Annotated in this window: 15 protein-coding genes; 10 read left to right on the top strand and 5 right to left on the bottom strand. The window is 70.5% G+C overall.

All coding sequences use genetic code 11. From position 1 onward, the window contains the following. The first annotated feature begins 87 nt into the window (after window positions 1–87). The 5 genes from ACLQ2R_RS31300 to ACLQ2R_RS31280 all read left to right on the top strand — a co-directional run bounded on the left by ACLQ2R_RS31300 (window position 88) and on the right by ACLQ2R_RS31280 (window position 5,478). Window positions 88–2,160 carry a prolyl oligopeptidase family serine peptidase gene (locus tag ACLQ2R_RS31300; protein ID WP_425964704.1) on the top strand — a complete coding sequence of 691 codons (2,073 nt, stop codon included), beginning with the start codon at window positions 88–90 and terminating at the stop codon, window positions 2,158–2,160. A 272-nt stretch (window positions 2,161–2,432) separates the two neighbouring features. Further along, on the top strand, window positions 2,433–3,269 hold the full coding sequence (locus ACLQ2R_RS31295; RefSeq protein ID WP_425964702.1) for a helix-turn-helix domain-containing protein: 837 nt from the start codon (window positions 2,433–2,435) through the stop codon (window positions 3,267–3,269). A gap of 73 nt (window positions 3,270–3,342) precedes the next feature. Continuing rightward, on the top strand, window positions 3,343–3,690 hold the full coding sequence (locus ACLQ2R_RS31290) for a VOC family protein (protein ID WP_425964700.1): 348 nt from the start codon (window positions 3,343–3,345) through the stop codon (window positions 3,688–3,690). Between the two features lie 394 nt (window positions 3,691–4,084). Continuing rightward, on the top strand, window positions 4,085–4,435 hold the full coding sequence (locus ACLQ2R_RS31285) for a HypC/HybG/HupF family hydrogenase formation chaperone (protein WP_425964698.1): 351 nt from the start codon (window positions 4,085–4,087) through the stop codon (window positions 4,433–4,435). A gap of 8 nt (window positions 4,436–4,443) precedes the next feature. Beyond that, entirely contained in the window at window positions 4,444–5,478 is a 1,035-nt protein-coding gene (locus ACLQ2R_RS31280; RefSeq protein WP_425964696.1) for a hypothetical protein, read from the top strand. A 75-nt stretch (window positions 5,479–5,553) separates the two neighbouring features. Here ACLQ2R_RS31280 and purU read toward each other — a convergent pair whose 3' ends face one another. Beyond that, complete coding sequence (gene purU / locus ACLQ2R_RS31275) at window positions 5,554–6,408, bottom strand: formyltetrahydrofolate deformylase (protein WP_425964793.1); 855 nt, start codon at window positions 6,406–6,408, stop codon at window positions 5,554–5,556. A 238-nt stretch (window positions 6,409–6,646) separates the two neighbouring features. Here purU and ACLQ2R_RS31270 point away from each other — a divergent pair, with 238 nt between their 5' ends. After that, window positions 6,647–7,132 (top strand): NUDIX hydrolase, encoded by a 486-nt coding sequence (locus ACLQ2R_RS31270; protein WP_425964695.1) that lies wholly within the window; start codon window positions 6,647–6,649, stop codon window positions 7,130–7,132. Between the two features lie 211 nt (window positions 7,133–7,343). Here ACLQ2R_RS31270 and ACLQ2R_RS31265 read toward each other — a convergent pair whose 3' ends face one another. Next, complete coding sequence (locus ACLQ2R_RS31265) at window positions 7,344–7,838, bottom strand: GNAT family N-acetyltransferase (RefSeq protein ID WP_425964693.1); 495 nt, start codon at window positions 7,836–7,838, stop codon at window positions 7,344–7,346. Next, on the bottom strand, window positions 7,835–9,409 hold the full coding sequence (locus ACLQ2R_RS31260) for an XRE family transcriptional regulator (RefSeq protein ID WP_425964691.1): 1,575 nt from the start codon (window positions 9,407–9,409) through the stop codon (window positions 7,835–7,837). The genes ACLQ2R_RS31265 and ACLQ2R_RS31260 overlap by 4 nt, the downstream gene beginning before the upstream one ends. Before the next feature lie 342 nt (window positions 9,410–9,751). Between ACLQ2R_RS31260 and ACLQ2R_RS31255 the strand changes: the two genes are divergently transcribed. The 4 genes from ACLQ2R_RS31255 to ACLQ2R_RS31240 all read left to right on the top strand — a co-directional run bounded on the left by ACLQ2R_RS31255 (window position 9,752) and on the right by ACLQ2R_RS31240 (window position 13,604). After that, complete coding sequence (locus ACLQ2R_RS31255) at window positions 9,752–10,036, top strand: hypothetical protein (RefSeq protein WP_344895571.1); 285 nt, start codon at window positions 9,752–9,754, stop codon at window positions 10,034–10,036. Between the two features lie 714 nt (window positions 10,037–10,750). After that, on the top strand, window positions 10,751–11,620 hold the full coding sequence (locus ACLQ2R_RS31250; protein WP_425964688.1) for a mechanosensitive ion channel family protein: 870 nt from the start codon (window positions 10,751–10,753) through the stop codon (window positions 11,618–11,620). A gap of 20 nt (window positions 11,621–11,640) precedes the next feature. Next, entirely contained in the window at window positions 11,641–12,039 is a 399-nt protein-coding gene (locus ACLQ2R_RS31245) for a globin (RefSeq protein ID WP_425964686.1), read from the top strand. Between the two features lie 23 nt (window positions 12,040–12,062). Beyond that, on the top strand, window positions 12,063–13,604 hold the full coding sequence (locus tag ACLQ2R_RS31240) for a glycoside hydrolase family 13 protein (protein ID WP_425964685.1): 1,542 nt from the start codon (window positions 12,063–12,065) through the stop codon (window positions 13,602–13,604). A 137-nt stretch (window positions 13,605–13,741) separates the two neighbouring features. On the opposite strand, the gene ACLQ2R_RS31235 is transcribed toward ACLQ2R_RS31240, so the two are convergent. Both ACLQ2R_RS31235 and ettA read right to left on the bottom strand, forming a co-directional pair. Next, window positions 13,742–14,185 carry an acyl-CoA thioesterase gene (locus tag ACLQ2R_RS31235; RefSeq protein ID WP_425964683.1) on the bottom strand — a complete coding sequence of 148 codons (444 nt, stop codon included), beginning with the start codon at window positions 14,183–14,185 and terminating at the stop codon, window positions 13,742–13,744. 174 nt (window positions 14,186–14,359) lie between these two features. Then, the gene (gene ettA, locus ACLQ2R_RS31230; protein ID WP_425964681.1) at window positions 14,360–16,024 is read right to left on the bottom strand and encodes an energy-dependent translational throttle protein EttA; all 1,665 of its coding nucleotides are present in this window, start codon (window positions 16,022–16,024) and stop codon (window positions 14,360–14,362) included. Between the last annotated feature and the right edge of the window lie 7 nt (window positions 16,025–16,031).

Genomic DNA, 16,031 nt, shown 5'->3' with positions numbered 1-16,031 from the left:
TCCTCCCGTCGCGATCCCGCTACGCCCGGCGCGCAATGACCCTCCATCGCCCGCGCACGGCCGCCCGGAGGTCGTAGGGTTCCAGCCATGACGCGACAGCCGTACCCTCCTGCCAGCCGTGTTGACCTTGTCGAGGAGCTGCACGGGGTGCCCGTTCCCGACCCCTACCGATGGCTGGAGGATCCCGACGATCCGGCCACGAAGGACTGGCTGGTGGGGCAGGAGAGGCTGCTGGAGACGGGGCTGGACGCCCTTCCCGGGCGTGACGCCTTCAGGGCGCGGATCGCCGAGCTGCTCGCCTCGGGGTCGATCGGCGCGCCGACGTGGCGCGGGGGGCGGCGGTTCTTCATGCGGCGCGCGCCCGAGCAGGAGCACGCCGTGCTCTACACCGTCGACCCGGACGGCACCGAGCGGGCGCTGCTCGACCCGATGGCGCTGGACCCGACCGGGCTGACCACCCTCGACTCCTGGCAGCCCGACAAGGAGGGCCGCCTGCTGGCGTACCAGGTGTCGGTGGGCGGCGACGAGGAGTCGAGCCTCTACCTGATGGACGTCGCGTTCGCCGACCGCGTCGAGGGGCCGATCGACCGCTGCCGCTACTCCCCGGTGGCCTGGCTGCCGGGCGGCGAGGCGTTCTACTACGTGCGCAGGCTGCCCGCCACCGAGGTGCCCGAGAACGAGGAGCAGTACCACCGCCGGGTCTACCTGCACCGGGTCGGCACCTCCACCGAGGAGGACGTCCTGATCTTCGGCGACGGCCTGGAGAAGACCAACTACTACGGCGTGTCGGTCTCGCGTGACGGCCGCTGGCTGCAGATCTCCGCCTCCCGGGGCACGGCGCCGCGCAACGACCTGTGGGTGGCCGACCTGCACGCCTCCTCCCCCTCCGCACCGGACCTGGTCGTCGTCCAGCGGGACGTCGACGCCCAGACCGCCCTGTACTTCGGCCGCGACGGCCTCCTGTACGTCTTCACCGACCGTGACGCGCCCCGCGCCCGCGTCTGCGTGACCGATCCCGCGGACCCGCGCTTCGAGAGCTGGCGCGACCTGATCCCGCAGGATCCCGAGGCGGTGCTGAGCGACTTCGCGATCCTCGACGACCTGGACCGGCCGGTCATGCTGGTCGCCTGGACGCGTCACGCGATCAGTGAGATCACCGTCCACGACCTGGCGACCGGCGAGCGCGTCGGGGAGGTGCCGACCCCCGGGCTGGGCACCATCGGCGGCATCAGCGAGCGTCCCGAGGGCGGTCACGAGGCCTGGTTCGGCTACACCGACAACACCAGGCCGCCGACCATCCAGCGCTACGACGCCCGCACCGGCGAGACGACCCTGTGGGCCGCCTCCCCCGGCGCCGTCGAGGTGCCCCCCGTCGACACCAGGCAGGTGACCTACCGCTCCGCCGACGGCAGCGAGGTCCACATGCTGGTGATCTCCCCTCCCGGCGCCCAGGGCCCGCGCCCCACCGTCCTGTACGGCTACGGCGGCTTCGGCATCTCGATGACCCCGGGCTACTCGGCGTCCGTCCTGAGCTGGGTCGAGTCGGGCGGCACGTACGCGATCGCCCAGTTGCGCGGCGGTGGCGAGCAGGGCGAGGAGTGGCACCGGGCCGGGATGCTCGGCCACAAGCAGAACGTCTTCGACGACCTGCACGCGGCGGCCGAGTACCTGATCGAGACCGGCGTGACCACCTCCGCGCAACTGGGCATCTCCGGCGGCTCGAACGGCGGCCTCCTGGTCGGCGCGGCCCTGACCCAGCGCCCCGAGCTGTACGCCGCCGTGGTCTGCTCCGCGCCGCTGCTCGACATGATCCGCTACGAGCTGTTCGGCCTGGGCGCGACGTGGAACGTCGAGTACGGCACCGCCGAGAAGCCCGACGAGTTCGCCTGGCTGCACGCCTACTCGCCCTACCACAACGTGCGGGAGGGCGTCTCCTACCCGGCGACGCTGTTCACCGTCTTCCAGTCCGACACGCGGGTCCACCCGCTGCACGCGTGGAAGATGTGCGCGGCTCTGCAGCACGCCCAGGCAGGCGACAAGCCGATCGTGCTCCGCAACGAGATGGAGGCCGGTCACGGGGCCCGCGCGGTGAGCAAGACCGTCGAGCTCGCCGCCGACCAGCTCACCTTCCTCGCCCACCACACCGGCCTGACCTCCTGAGGAAGGGCGTTTCCTTCCGGAGGAAGAGCCCGATGTGAGGGATGGCGGCCGACCCGGAGGAAGGGGCCGGTTCCGAGGGAAAGGCCGGTTCCGAGGGGGGAGACCGGTCCCGGGGGAAGGGCGGCCGGTCTTGAGGGATGAGCCGGGCCCGGGAAAGGACGGCCGGTCTTGAGGGGACGCGTCCGGCCGCCGGACGCGTCCCCTCCTCGCCCGGCGGGCCGGGCTCCTCCTGCGAGAACCGGATCGTCGGTGGGGCCGGTTATGGTCGGGGCATGAACGACGCCGACGACGCCGACGGCACAGGCGAGGCGGGGGCGGCCGGGGGCCTGACCTTCACCGAGGGCGAGCCCGGGGCCCTCCTGCGTCCTCACGTCCTCCACCTGTCGGCCTACAGCGAGCGGTACGCCCACCCCGCCCACCGGCGGCAGCCCCCCTTCCCCGGGATCGCGATGATCTTCGGGCTCGGCGCGCCGCTCGCGATGAGCGGTCCCCAGGGGGACCTGCGGCTGGCGTCGTTCGCCGCGGGCCTGCACGACACCTATGTCGACACCACCCTGACCGGGGCCGCCGACGGCCTGCAGGTCGACCTCACGCCGCTCGGGGCCAGGAGGTTGTTCGGGGTGCCCATGCGTGAGCTGGCCAACCGGGTGGTGTCCCTGGAGGAGGTCCTCGGGAGCTGGGCGACGACCGTGATCGAGCGGCTGGCCGAGACGCCCGGCCGGCCGGCCCGCCTGGCGCTGCTGGACGCGGCGCTCAGCCGGCGGATCGACGAGGCCCCGGCACCCGACCGCCGTGTCGTCTGGGCGTGGGACCGGCTGGTCGCCGCCCGGGGCACGCTGCCCGTGGCGTCGATCGCCGCGGAGCTGGGCTGGAGCCACCGTCACCTGGTCTCCCGCTTCCACGACCAGATCGGGCTGCCGCCCAAGGCCGCGGCCAGGGTGCTGCGGTTCCAGCACGCCACCGGCCGGCTGAGGTCCGGCGCTTCCCTGGCCGGCACCGCCGCCGCCTGCGGTTACTACGACCAGGCCCACATGAACCGCGACTTCCGGGCCATGGCCGGAGCCACCCCCGGCGAGCTGGCGTCCTCCTCTCGGCCCGCCCCTGGATGATCAGGTCACATTCCTCCAATCCTTTCGTCCCCTCCGGTGGCATCGTGATCGGAACCACCAAGGAGGAGAGAACATGCGCACGGTGTATCCGCTGGTCATGTACCGCGACGCGGCCAAGGCCGTCGACTGGCTGGTCCAGGCGTTCGGATTCGAGGTCCACGAGCTGCACACGACCCCCGAGGGCACGGTCGAGCACGGCGAGCTGCTCGTCGGCACCGGAATGATCATGACCGGCACGGGCGAGCCCGGAGGGCCGGGGATCTACGTCGTCGTGGACGATCCCGACGCCCACCACGACAGGGCCGTCGCGGCCGGTGCGGAGGTCACCAGGGAGCTGAGCGACCAGTCCTACGGATCACGCGACTACGCCTGCCGGGATATCGAAGGCAACGTCTGGCATTTCGGGACGTACCGGCCTTGATTTCCGTTCGTCCCGGCTCTGGTCTTTCTTCGTCCGGGCCCTGATGCCGGTTCGTCCCGGCCGGTGACCTGCCCGCGCGCCGAGTGCGACAGGCGCGCGGGAGAGCCGCGTCAATGATCAGAGCTTTGCCTCCGGTTGCCGGATCGGGGGTGTCGGACCCGGGGCGGCCGATCGTACTGTGGCGGCTACCGTGAGGAATACGGAGCGTCGACATGGCTGCAACAGCGAGTACGCGAGCGGTGTCCGTCCCGCCGGTGGTCCCGGTCGCCCGGATCACAGGTGGAGCATCCGGCACGGACCCCGCGCGGCGGGACCGCGCCGGACATGTCTCCACGGCCGGTCCCGGGTTCTCCGGCCGTCCGAGCGCGTCCGCCTCTCGCCGGGGAACGGCCCGGTGACCGGGCACGTCCGCCCCGCCGCCGGCGCCCGCGCCACCTCCGGTGAGGCACTGCCGGCGAGGGTGGTCCGGCTGCTGGAGGGTGAACTCGCGATCGTGGACGCGGCCGGAGTCCTCGAAGAGGTGAGCGTGGCGCTGGTCGACCCGGCGGTCGGCGACACCGTGCTCGTCCACGGCAGGGAGGCCGTCGCCGTGGTCGTCCACGACACCGGCGGACACGATCTCGGCGCGCACCGTCTCAGTGGGTCCGATCCCAGCGGACACGATCTCAGTGGACGTGATTCCGGCGGGCGCGATCCCGGCGGGCGCGATCCCGGCGGGCGCGATCTCGGTGGGCGCGGCGAATGAGCGTTCCGATGGACATCGCGCGACGGCTGGCGGAGGCGGTCCTGTACGAGGGCCGCCTGCTGTACCCCCATCTCACCTCGGCCGCCAAGGACCAGGTACGCCGGCGGTTCGGGGTGCTGGTGCCGCCGGGGTTCACCGCCACCGCCGACCATTCGGCCAGCGTGACCGAATGTCTCCTCGAAGGGGCCGCCTACGCCGTGGTCCACCTGAACCTGAGATTCCTGCACGTCAGGACGCGCTGCGTCGAGCGTGCCGAGGACGACGGCTACTGGCCGGTCCAGCAGTTGCGCAACGGCCACCGGACCTACCTCACCTTCGACGAGGCCACCGAACGCGAGGTGGAGGTGGTCTTCCCGATCGCCGGCCTGCTCGACGCGCCCGCCCGGGTGGTCGAGGTGCGGATTCCCGGTGATCGCGTGATCGAGCCGATCGCCTCGCCGTCCGGGGAGGTGGTGGGTCGTCTGGTCTCCGAGCATCTGCCGCTGCACGCGGCGCTGACGGTCTCCGCCGAGCGGGTTCCGGGACCGTACGGCCTGGTCAGGTTGCGCGCCCGGGTGGAGAACACCGACGGGTGGAAACCGCGGGGAGCCCCGCGCGAGCAGGCGCTCCGGCACTCGCTGATCTCGGCACACCTGATCATCGCGGTGACCGCCGGCGCCTTCGTCTCCCTGCTCGACCCGCCGGAGTGGGCGCGGCCCGCCGTGGAGACCTGCCGCAACGAGCACACCTGGCCCGTCCTGGTGGGAGAGCCGGGCCACCGGGACGTGATGCTCTCCTCGCCGATCATCCTTCACGACCATCCGGACGTCTCGCCGGACAGGCCCGAGGGCCTTCTCGACGCCGTCGGGCTCGACGAGCTGTTCCACCTGCGCACGCTCACGCTCACCCATGAGCAGAGCCGGGCCGCCGACACCCGGGCGGCCGGGTTCGCCGAGGCGGCCGGCGACGCGCCGCCGGAAGCGGCCGAGGGAGCGGTGACGGACGCGGCGGACGGGCACGGGACGATCACCGACGGACCCGCGGGACACGAACGGCGGCCGTGACCTCCCGGACTCCCGGACACGGCTCGACGGGCGGCAGGCATTCGCAGGGCGGCGGTCCGAGGCCCGCGCCCGTGGTCAGCGAGGGAAGACGATCGTCTTGTGGCCGTCGAGCAGGACCCGCTGCTCGGTGTGCCAGCGGACGGCGCGGGCCAGCGCCTGGCACTCGACGTCGCGGCCGATGGCGGCGAGATCGTCCACGGAGTGGGTGTGGTTGACCCGGGCCACCTCCTGCTCGATGATCGGTCCCTCGTCGAGGTCGGCGGTCACGTAGTGCGCCGTCGCGCCGATCAGCTTCACGCCCCGCGAGTGCGCCTGGTGGTAGGGCTTGGCGCCCTTGAACGACGGCAGGAACGAGTGGTGGATGTTGATCACGTTGCCGGCGAGCTTGACGCAGAGATCCTCCGAGAGCACCTGCATGTAGCGGGCGAGCACCACCAGGTCGGCCCGGTAGTGATCGACGAGGGTCAGCACCTCCGCCTCCTGTCGCGGCTTGGTCTCGGAGGTGACCGGCAGGTGGTGGTAGTCGATGCCGTACGACTGGGTCAGCGGCCGCAGGTCGGGATGGTTGGAGACGACCGCGACGATCTCTATGTCGAGCAGGCCGGAACGGGTCCGGTAGAGCAGGTCGTTCAGGCAGTGGCCGAACCTGCTGACCATGACCAGCACGCGCGGTTTGACGGAGGCGTCCCGCAGCTTGAAGTCCATGCCGAGTTCCGGGGCCAGCGCGGTCAGCGCCTGGCGCAGCTCCTCGTCGGGCAGCGGGGAGACGAACTGCACCCGCATGAAGAACCGCCCGGCGGCGGCGTCCCCGAACTGCTGGCTCTCGGTGATGTTGCATCCCCGCCCGGCCAGGAGGCCGGAGACCGCGGCCACCACGCCGGGACGGTCCGGGCAGGAGAGCGTCAACACAAACTCGGCCCTGGAACGCATGCCTTCACCCTTGAGCTTGAGGAGGTCGGATCGTACGGTGCTCACACCTGATCTGGGCAGGGTACAGCGAATCCCGGCGCCGCATCCGCCGGTCCGGGATGTGGGCGGGCTAACGCGAAGAGCCCGCACGACACCGAGCAGATCCGGCATATACCAATAAATCCAGCCATGATCGGCGGGCCCGGCGAATCGGGCCGGTCCGGGGACCGGCGGGTGGCGGTGATAGCGTCCGTGGCCCATGGGTGACTCTCAGCCGAACGACCGGCCCGCGGCCCGGGTGATCTGTGTGGACGCCTCCGGACGGGTGCTCCTGATGCACTGGCGTGACGCCGTGAGCGGCCAGGCCCTGTGGGAGCCGCCGGGCGGCGGCATCGACCCGGGCGAGACCCCTCTGCGGGCCGCCCGGCGGGAGCTCACCGAGGAGACGGGCCTGCCGGGAGCGGCCGTCCTGGACCTCTGGGTGCCGGTACGCAGGGAGTTCCACTGGCTCGGCGTCCACTACGCCAAGACCGAGCGCTTCTACCTGGCCAGGTTCGAGGACACCCCGGCGACGGGCCCGGCGTCGCTGACCTCCGAGGAGGACGTCACGTATCTGGGGTCCGGATGGTTCTCGGCGACGGAGATGGCGGGTCTTCCCGACCCTCTGGAGCCTCCCGACCTGCCGGAGGTCGTCCGCCGCCTCGTCCTGCTGGGCCGAACCGGGCCGGATATGCGGGGGAGGTGACCCCGGACTCACGGACCGGGGCCGCTCTTCTCGCCGGAGGGGCCTCAGCCCTTGTGGATCACTCCGGCGACACCACCGAGTCGGGAAACACCGGGTTTGTGAACAATGATCTTTTTCATCGTACTCACCAGAGAATATCGATGGATGAGAAGACCAAGTATTCCGATGTTTCCACGATCGACAACACCTTGAGCGGCATGAATCGCAGTAGTTATTGCATTAAAGAGGACATAGCGGATACGAGGTCTTTTTCTCCGTAAATCACGGTGCATCCTCCTCGTTCCTCCCGGCGGATCTCCCGCCATCCGAACGCGCGGTAGAGCTCCATCGCCGCGGGCTGGTTCAGGGTGGTGTCCCCGCAGAGGCGGGCGTACCCCAGCTCGACCGCGCGCGCCTCCAGCGCGACGGTCATCTGGGCACCGAACCCGCGCCGCTGGAACTCCGGATGGACCCGCAGCCGGCACAGCTCGGCGCTCCGGTCGTCGACGCGGCGGAGCCCGCCCATGCTGACGATGCGCCCGCCGGGCAGCTCGCCCACCAGGAACTCGCCCCGGTCGGCGAGATAGATCTCGCCGATCCTGGGGAAGTCGTCCTCGTAGTAGACACCGTCCCCGGGTGCGAGGCCCACCTGGGCCAGGCAGATCTGGTGCAGCGCCCAGACGGACTCGAGGTCGGACCAGCGATAGCGCCGGAGCGTCGGCCTCAACTGTCACCTCCACCGGCCACCGGGTCCGCCACCGCCACGCCGCGGGTGCGCAGCGACTCCAGGTAGATCTTGAGCCTGGGGTTGCCGGGATCCTTGACCCCGGCCTGCCGGGCCACCTCGTGGGCACGCTGCATGAGGATGTCGGGCCTGCACTCGTCGTCGAGGCCCGCGATCGTCCGCTGGGCGATGTTCAGCGCCTCGTCCACGTCGCCTTCGAGGATCTTGCACTGGGCCCGGTCGAGTTTGATGATGGTCGGATCCAGCCAGTCGGTCGGGCCGTACTTGGTGAGCGCCTGTTCCAGGATCAGGTCGGCCTCCATCGCCTGCCCGAGCTTGACCAGCGCGTCCCCCTGGTGGAAGTAGAGCTGGCGCTCGGTGTAGCCGAAGGTGGAGTCGTCCTGGTCGGCGGCCGTCATCTGGGAGAAGGCCGCCCTGGCCCGGGACAGGGCCCGTTTGGCCTGGTCGACCACCTCCTTCTTACCCGCGCCCGACATCATCGCCAGCGCGCGGGCCTCGACCACCGGAGCCATCGCCTGGGCCGCGCAGGGGGTCTGCCCGGCCAGGTCCCGGCTCTTCTTGGCCAGGTTGAGGGCCTCGCGCGGATCGCCGTAGTAGAGCGGGACCAGGGCCTCCCTGGCCGTGACCCACGCCCGCAGCGCGCGGTCGCCGGTCTCGTCCGCGGCGGTCCTGCCGGTGCGGAAGAAGGACCGGGCGAGCCGGTGGTCGCCGAGATTGATCATGATCATGCCGCTCAGGCCCGCGAGCTGGGCCGCCATCCGGCAGAGCCGTTCCTGCAGGTCGACCGGCTGACGCCGCTCCATCGCCTTGCGGACCGCGCTGAACTCCAGCATGACGTCGCAGAGCAGCCGCAGCGGCGCGGTGTTCATGTACTGGCGGCCGAAGCCGATGGTGGATTCCTCCCACTGGTCGAGCATCGCGGGCGAGACGGTGGCCGATACCAGCGTGTCGTCCATCCTCCTGCGGATGCTCTCCACTGATCCGAGCATCTGCCCGTCCAGCGCGATGGTGCCGCCGCCCGCCAGAAGCTGTAAGAGTGTCCTCCGTAGCACGTTCTCGTCCTCCTCGCCCCCGTCCGCGGAAAGGCCGAGGCCGATCGGCTGGATCAGCAGCTCTCGCGGACCAGGGGAAGTGTCGGGTCTTCCATCCTGGAGATCGCCTCGGACGACACCGGGCATCCTGTGGCCGTGGCCGCAGATGCACGGGCCGTCGTACCCGAGGGAGGCCGGCTCGACCCGGTAGGCGGAGCACAGGTAGTGCAGATACTCGGGACCGGGCCGTTTCAGCCCGCTCTCGTACGCGGACAGGAGCGTCTCGCCGATGCCCGGGGCCGACTTGCCGTCACGTTCGAACAACGCCCGTATCTGTTCGATGACGTCCGCGAGGGCCACGCCGTGCGCGAGCCGGTGACCCTTGATCCGTGTGGTCCCGAACTGCGCATTGCATTTGTCGTGGATTTCCCCGGCTATCTGCGCCGAGGACTTCCCGGCCGCCAGGCCTCGGGCCCGGATCTGCCGCGCCAACTCTGTCTCCCTGTGCTGCCTGCCGGACATACCGGCCCCTCTCTCGTGGCCAGCCGGGCTGGCCGGCGCACGTTGTCCCGACCGGTCCTCTCCCCCCTTGACGCAGCGTGACCCTTCTGTCGCGCTGCGCCTACGGAGAATGATGGACCACGTTTGACTCATCCGGAACGTACTAATAAAGCTGCGGGCTAGAAATCGTCCCCCGGGGGACTGCTTCTTTCAACCCACTTGGCACAACGTCCACCCTGAGCAGGGTTTTCTCCTAATTGACCCACGGGGGCACTGTGAGTCATCTTTGGCGAGCAGCACCGAATGAGTAATCGAGCGAACACGATTCGGTGTCAGCGAACCGACATCACGAGGAGGGACGAGGTGGGTGAAGACGATTTCCGGCACCTGGAACGGCTGGTGACGGAGCTTGACTGCCGCGGGTTGCACGCCCGCGTGGTACGGACCCACTCGGGCCGCACGTTCGTGCGTGTGATCAACCCCAAGGCGACCAGCCTGGCGGAGAACGTCACCTGCCGAGCCCAGGCCGCCCCCAGCCACCGGGATTGGTACTACTGGTGGTCGTGGGGCGAGAAGATGCACACGGTGGAGGACCCCGCCGGTGCCGCGACCAAGGTCGCACGCGTACTCGCCGCGGTAGGAGAGTGAGGTGAGCGGCGCAACGGACGGTGTTCCGGCCGGTGCGCCGCGCCTGCCGCGGCTCGACGGAGCCGGCGGGGTGACCGGTGCGGAGCGTCCTCGGACGCTGGGCATCCCGCCGGCTCCGAATCGACCGGACGGGCCCGTCCCCTCGGGCCCGGTCCGGTGCGGCGGCCGCCCTCGCCACGAGGGCCGGTCGCGGCGACCGGTCCCCGGGGCCGGCCACCCGAAAATCTTCCCGCGGCACGCCGGGGCCCCCTCCCGCCGGGGCCGGCGGGCCGCAGGGGAGCACAGACCGCCGTCCGGCCTCTCGTCCGGACGGTGAGCAGGAGGGATCCCTCTCGGGAACGACACGGGACACGCTTCCGGGTGCGTGCCCCGTCCGGGCCGACCGTCACCGGGACATCCGGGTCCGCCCCCGCGGCCCCAGATCCGGATGCCCCCGTCTTCCCCGGCGTGATGTGACGGAGGCCGGTTCGATCGGCAAGATGGGTGGGTCATCCGACGCGCCCGGCGGGCCGTCGACCCGATCCGAGAGGGATCCACTCCGTGCTCCTGCTTTCCCCCACGCCCGTTCCCACGCCGACCCTCAGCCCGACCCCCGTCCCCACTCCGAGCGTCACCCCAACGCTGGATCCAGCGGAGAGCGTCAAGGAGCTTTTGGACATGAGCGCGGGCCTGACGAAGGGATGCGGGGACGGCGGGGGGATACTCTGCGATCTCGTGCTGACTTTCATCCCGCAGAGCTGGGCCCCCCTGGTCGCGGCCGCCCTCGCGATCGTGCTGGTGATCCTGATCGCGCTGATCCTGCGCAACGTGGCGCACCGGCTGATCAACCGCGTGGTGCGGCGGGCGTCCTCGGGGCGTACCTCCCTGGCGGGACGGCTGCGCGGCAGGGACACCCCGGCCCCCGAGGGCCTGGACGCGATCATGGCCGAGCGGCGCAGGCAGCGCTCCGAGACGATGGGCTCGGTGCTCAAGCACGTCGCCTCCGTCATCATCCTCGGCACCGCCGTGCTGACCGTCCTGGAACGGCTCACGGTCCCCATCGCCCCCCTGCTGACCAGCGTCGGCATCGTGGGCGTGGCGATCGGCTTCGGCGCCCAGGAGCTCGTCAAGGACTTCATCGCCGGGATGTTCATGCTCCTGGAGGACCAGTACGGCGTGGGCGACGTGATCGACGCCGGCGCCGCGGTGGGCACCGTGGAGGCCGTCACCCTGCGCATCACCCGCCTGCGCGACGCCGACGGCCGGGTCTGGTACGTGCGCAACGGCACCATCACCCGGGTCGGCAACGAGTCCCAGGGCTGGTCGCGCGCCACCGTCGACGTCCCGGTGGCCTACGCCTCCGATGTCCCTGCCGTCCGCGAACTGCTCAGGGCGACCGTCGAGGAGATGTGGGACGAGCCGGACTTCCGCTCCGTCATCGTGGAGGAGCCGCAGGTCTGGGGCATCGAACAGATCTCCGACACCGCGGTGATCTTCCGGATCAGCGCCAAGACCCTGCCCTCCAAGCAGGCCGAGATCGCCCGCGAGCTCCGCATCCGGGTCAAGGCGGCCCTCGACCGGGCCTCCATCCCGATCGCCGGCTGACGTCGATTAGGCTGGAGCCCGTGTCCGCCACCCCCGAGGAAAAAGAGTCCTTCTACGACGCCGTCGGCGGCGAGGAGGCGTTCAGGCGTCTGGTGCACCACTTCTACCAGGGAGTGGCGGCCGACCCGCTGCTGCGGCCGCTCTACCCCGAGGACGACCTCGAGGGCGCCGAGGACCGGCTCCGCCTGTTCCTCATCCAGTACTGGGGCGGCCCCAACACCTACAGCAGCCAGCGGGGCCACCCGCGTCTGCGGATGCGGCACAACCCGTTCGTCATCCGCTCGGCCGAGCGCGACGCCTGGCTCAGGCACATGCACGACGCGGTGGCCTCCCTGGAGCTCCCCGAGGACCTGGAGAAACGCCTCTGGGACTACCTCGTGTACGCCGCGCACAGCATGGTCAACGCCCCCGACGCATAAACCCCGCCGACCTGGGGCAACCCATGCACATGGAAACCCCCTGGTGGCGCGACGCCGTCGTCTACGAGATCTATGTCCGCAGCTTCGCCGACGCCTCCGGAGACGGCGTCGGCGACCTGCCCGGCATCAGGAGGCGCCTGCCGTACCTGGCCGAACTCGGCGTGGACGCGATCTGGCTGACCCCCTTCTACCGTTCCCCGATGGCCGACGGCGGCTACGACGTGGCCGACTACCGCGACGTCGACCCGCTCTTCGGCACGCTCTCCGACTTCGACGACCTGGTGGCCGACGCGCACCGGCTGGGCCTGCGGGTCATCGTGGACATCGTCCCGAACCACTCCTCCTCCGAACACGAGTGGTTCCAGGCCGCGCTGCGCGGCGAGGGACGCGACCGCTACGTCTTCCGCGACGGCGGGGACCTGCCCCCCAACAACTGGCAGTCGACCTTCAGCGGCCCCGCCTGGTCCAAGACGCCCGACGGGCAGTGGTACCTGCACCTGTTCGCCCCCGAGCAGCCCGACTTCAACTGGCGCAACCCCGAGGTGCACGCCGAGTTCCTCGACGTGCTGCGGTTCTGGCTGGACCGGGGCGTGGACGGGTTCAGGATCGACGTGGCGATGGGCCTGTACAAGGCCGAGGGGCTGCCGGACACGCCTGCCGAGGACCAGGCGTTCAAGGCCGAGTCGCCGATCTGGGGGCGGCCCGAGGTGCACGAGGTCTACCGCGACTGGCGCAAGGTGCTCGACTCCTACGACGGTGAGCGGATGGCCATCGGCGAGGTCTGGACCGACTCCGCCGAGGATCTCGCGCGCTACGTGCGGCCCGACGAGCTGCACCAGAGCTTCAACTTCGCCTGGCTGGAGGCCCCCTGGTCGGGGACCGCGTTCAAGAAGGTCATCGACGACACGCTGGCCGCCGTCACCGCCCCGACCTGGGTGCTCTCCAACCACGACGTGATCCGCCATGTGACCCGCTACGGCGAAGGCCTGGCCAACTCCACGACGGGCCTGGCCCGCGCGCGCGCGGCGCTGCTGGCCATGCTCGCCCTGCCGGGGTCGGCGTACCTCTACCAGGGCGAGGAGCTGGGCCTTCCCGAGGTGAAGGATCTTCCCGCCGAGGCCCGGCAGGACCCGATCTTCACCCGGTCGGAGGGGAAGCTGCCCGGCCGGGACGGGTGCCGGGTTCCCCTCCCCTGGTCCGGGGTGTCCGAGCCGTACGGCTTCTCCCCCGAGGGGACGCGGCCCTGGCTGCCGCAGCCGGTCGAGTGGGTGGTGCTGTCGGCCGAGCGCCAGTCGAGCGACCCGGGCTCGACGCTGAGCTTCTACCGTGAGGCCCTGGGCGCCCGCCGCGACCTGCGCGGCACCCTGCCCGACGAGATCACCTGGCTGGAGACCTCCGAGGAGACCCTCGCCTTCCGGCGGGGGCCGCTGACCTGCGTCATCAACTGCGGTACCGAGCCGGTGGCGCTGCCGCCGCACGACCGCGTCCTGATCGGCAGCGCCCCGGTCGACGGCCACCTGCTGCTGCCGGACACGGCGGTCTGGCTGTCCGCCCCCGACGCCTGACGCCCCGGCGCGCCGCTCCCGGGCGGCGCGCCCACCGGCGGGCACGGGACATCCTGGGAGGCGCGAGACGTCCTGGCAGACGGCCGGGCCCGCCCTGTGGCGGACGGAGGGCATCCTGGACGGGCGGTGGGCGTCGGTCAGCCGCCGGTGGTGAACCTGCGCAGGTAGGCGAGCTCGTCCGGGTTCAGCCGCCGGGGGGAGGCCCGCTCCACGTCGTAGGCCACGAGCACGGAGCCCGCCCTGACGAAGATCTCGTCGTCGTCACGGATCTCGTAGGCGAGGGTGAACCGCGCCGTCCTGATCTCCGTCACCCAGGACTCCACCCGCACGGGGTCGAGGCGGAAGGTGAGGGGACGCCGGTAGTCGATCTCGTGGCGGGCGATCACGAGCCCCTGGAACCGGGCGAGGCCCTCGCGGTGGGGGTCGGCGTGGAACATCGCCAGCCTGGCGTCCTCCAGGTAGTCGAGGAACCGCACGTTGTTGACGTGGCCCAGCGAGTCGATGTCGGCGAACCTGACGGCCCTGGGGAACACGTGCCGGTGATCCCGGCCTACCTCGCCCGCGACGCTCTGTTCGAACACACCCGAAACCGTAGCGACCCCTCGGCGGCCGCCGCACGCCGGGGCACACCCGGCGACGGCCGGGGACCGGCCGCCTCGACGGCGACCGGTCCCCGGCCGTGTCCCGGTGCCCCGTTCCCGCATCTGCCCGGACGGGCTCTCACGGCGCGCGTCCGGGCACCGGGACGACGGGTTTCAGTCCCGGGTGAGCTTGCGGTAGGTGACGCGGTGCGGCCGGGCCGCGTCGGCCCCGAGGCGCTCGACCTTGTTCTTCTCGTAGTCGGCGTAGTTGCCCTCGAACCAGAACCAGTTCGAGCCCTCCTCCCACGCCAGGATGTGGGTGGCGATGCGGTCCAGGAACCACCGGTCGTGCGAGGTGATCACCGCACAGCCGGGGAACTCCAGCAGCGCGTTCTCCAGGCTGGAGAGCGTCTCGGTGTCGAGGTCGTTGGTGGGCTCGTCGAGCAGCAGCACATTGCCGCCCTGCTTGAGGGTCAGGGCGAGGTTGAGCCGGTTGCGCTCTCCGCCGGAGAGGATGCCCGCCTTCTTCTGCTGGTCCGGCCCCTTGAAGCCGAAGGCCGCGATGTAGGCGCGGGACGGCATCTCGACCTGGCCCACCTTGATGTAGTCCAGCCCGTCGGAGACGACCTCCCAGACGTTCTTGGACGGGTCGATCCCGCCCCGGCTCTGGTCGGCATAGGAGATCTTGACGGTGTCACCGATGACGATCTCACCGCTGTCGGGCGTCTCGCTACCGGTGATCATCCTGAACAGGGTCGTCTTGCCGACGCCGTTGGGGCCGATGATGCCGACGATGCCGTTACGCGGCAGGTCGAGGGAGATTCCCTCCATCAGCACGCGATCCTCGAAGCCCTTGGTGAGCTTCTCGGCCCGGATGACCGTGGTGCCCAGACGCGGGCCCGGCGGGATCTGGATCTCCTCGAAGTCCAGCTTGCGGTGCTTGTCGGCCTCGGCGGCCATCTCCTCGTAGCGCTGGAGACGTGCCCGGCTCTTGGTCTGGCGGGCCCTGGCGTTGGAGCGGACCCACTCCAGCTCCTCCTCCAGGCGCTTCTTGCGCTTGGCGTCTTTTTGGCCTTCGAGCTTGAGCCGCGCCGCCTTGGCCTCCAGGTAGGTGGAGTAGTTGCCCTCGTAGGGGTGGCAGCGGCCCCGGTCGAGCTCCAGGATCCAGTTGGCCACGTTGTCCAGGAAGTAACGGTCGTGGGTGACCGCTAGGACGGTGCCCGGATACTTCTCCAGGTGCGACTCGAGCCACTGGACACTCTCGGCGTCGAGGTGGTTGGTGGGCTCGTCGAGCAGCAGCAGGTCGGGCTGCTCCAGGAGGAGCTTGCACAGGGCGACCCGGCGGCGCTCACCACCGGAGAGCTGGGTGACCTCCGACTCCGGCGGGGGGCAGCGCAGGGCGTCCATCGCCTGCTCGAGCTGGCTGTCGAGATCCCAGCCGTTGCGGTGGTCGAGGGCGTCCTGCAGCTTGCCCATCTCGTTGAGAAGGTCGTCGCTGTAGTCGGTGGCCATCAGCTCGGCGATCTCGTTGAAGCGGTCGAGCATCGCCTTGGTCTCGGCGACGCCCTCTTCGACGTTGCCGAGGACGGTCTTGGATTCGTTGAGGGGGGGCTCCTGCTGAAGCATGCCGACGGTGAAGCCGGGCATGAGCCGGGCGTCGCCGTTGGACGGCTGCTCCAGGCCCGCCATCATCTTCAGCAGCGTCGACTTTCCGGTGCCGTTGGGGCCCAGGACACCGATCTTGGCGCCCGGCAGGAACGACAGCGTCACATCGTCGAGGACGACCTTGTCGCCGTGCGCCTTGCGCACGCGCTGCAGTGTGTAGATGTACTCCGGCATGCCTTTA

The sequence above is a fragment of the Streptosporangium sp. DT93 genome, from assembly GCF_049844535.1.
Taxonomy (GTDB): Bacteria; Actinomycetota; Actinomycetes; order Streptosporangiales; family Streptosporangiaceae; genus Streptosporangium.
This window is presented reverse-complemented; position numbering and strand designations above follow the sequence as displayed.

What these genes read in the sequence shown, in the direction of transcription:
- ACLQ2R_RS31260 (WP_425964691.1), bottom strand. Translation starts at nt 9,409, where the DNA reads ATGTCCGGCAGGCAGCACAGGGAGACAGAGTTGGCGCGGCAGATCCGG.
- ACLQ2R_RS31290 (WP_425964700.1), top strand. Translation starts at nt 3,343, where the DNA reads ATGCGCACGGTGTATCCGCTGGTCATGTACCGCGACGCGGCCAAGGCC.
- ACLQ2R_RS31280 (WP_425964696.1), top strand. Translation starts at nt 4,444, where the DNA reads ATGGACATCGCGCGACGGCTGGCGGAGGCGGTCCTGTACGAGGGCCGC.
- ACLQ2R_RS31240 (WP_425964685.1), top strand. Translation starts at nt 12,063, where the DNA reads ATGCACATGGAAACCCCCTGGTGGCGCGACGCCGTCGTCTACGAGATC.
- purU (WP_425964793.1), bottom strand. Translation starts at nt 6,408, where the DNA reads ATGCGTTCCAGGGCCGAGTTTGTGTTGACGCTCTCCTGCCCGGACCGT.
- ACLQ2R_RS31295 (WP_425964702.1), top strand. Translation starts at nt 2,433, where the DNA reads ATGAACGACGCCGACGACGCCGACGGCACAGGCGAGGCGGGGGCGGCC.
- ACLQ2R_RS31300 (WP_425964704.1), top strand. Translation starts at nt 88, where the DNA reads ATGACGCGACAGCCGTACCCTCCTGCCAGCCGTGTTGACCTTGTCGAG.
- ACLQ2R_RS31270 (WP_425964695.1), top strand. Translation starts at nt 6,647, where the DNA reads ATGGGTGACTCTCAGCCGAACGACCGGCCCGCGGCCCGGGTGATCTGT.
- ettA (WP_425964681.1), bottom strand. Translation starts at nt 16,024, where the DNA reads ATGCCGGAGTACATCTACACACTGCAGCGCGTGCGCAAGGCGCACGGC.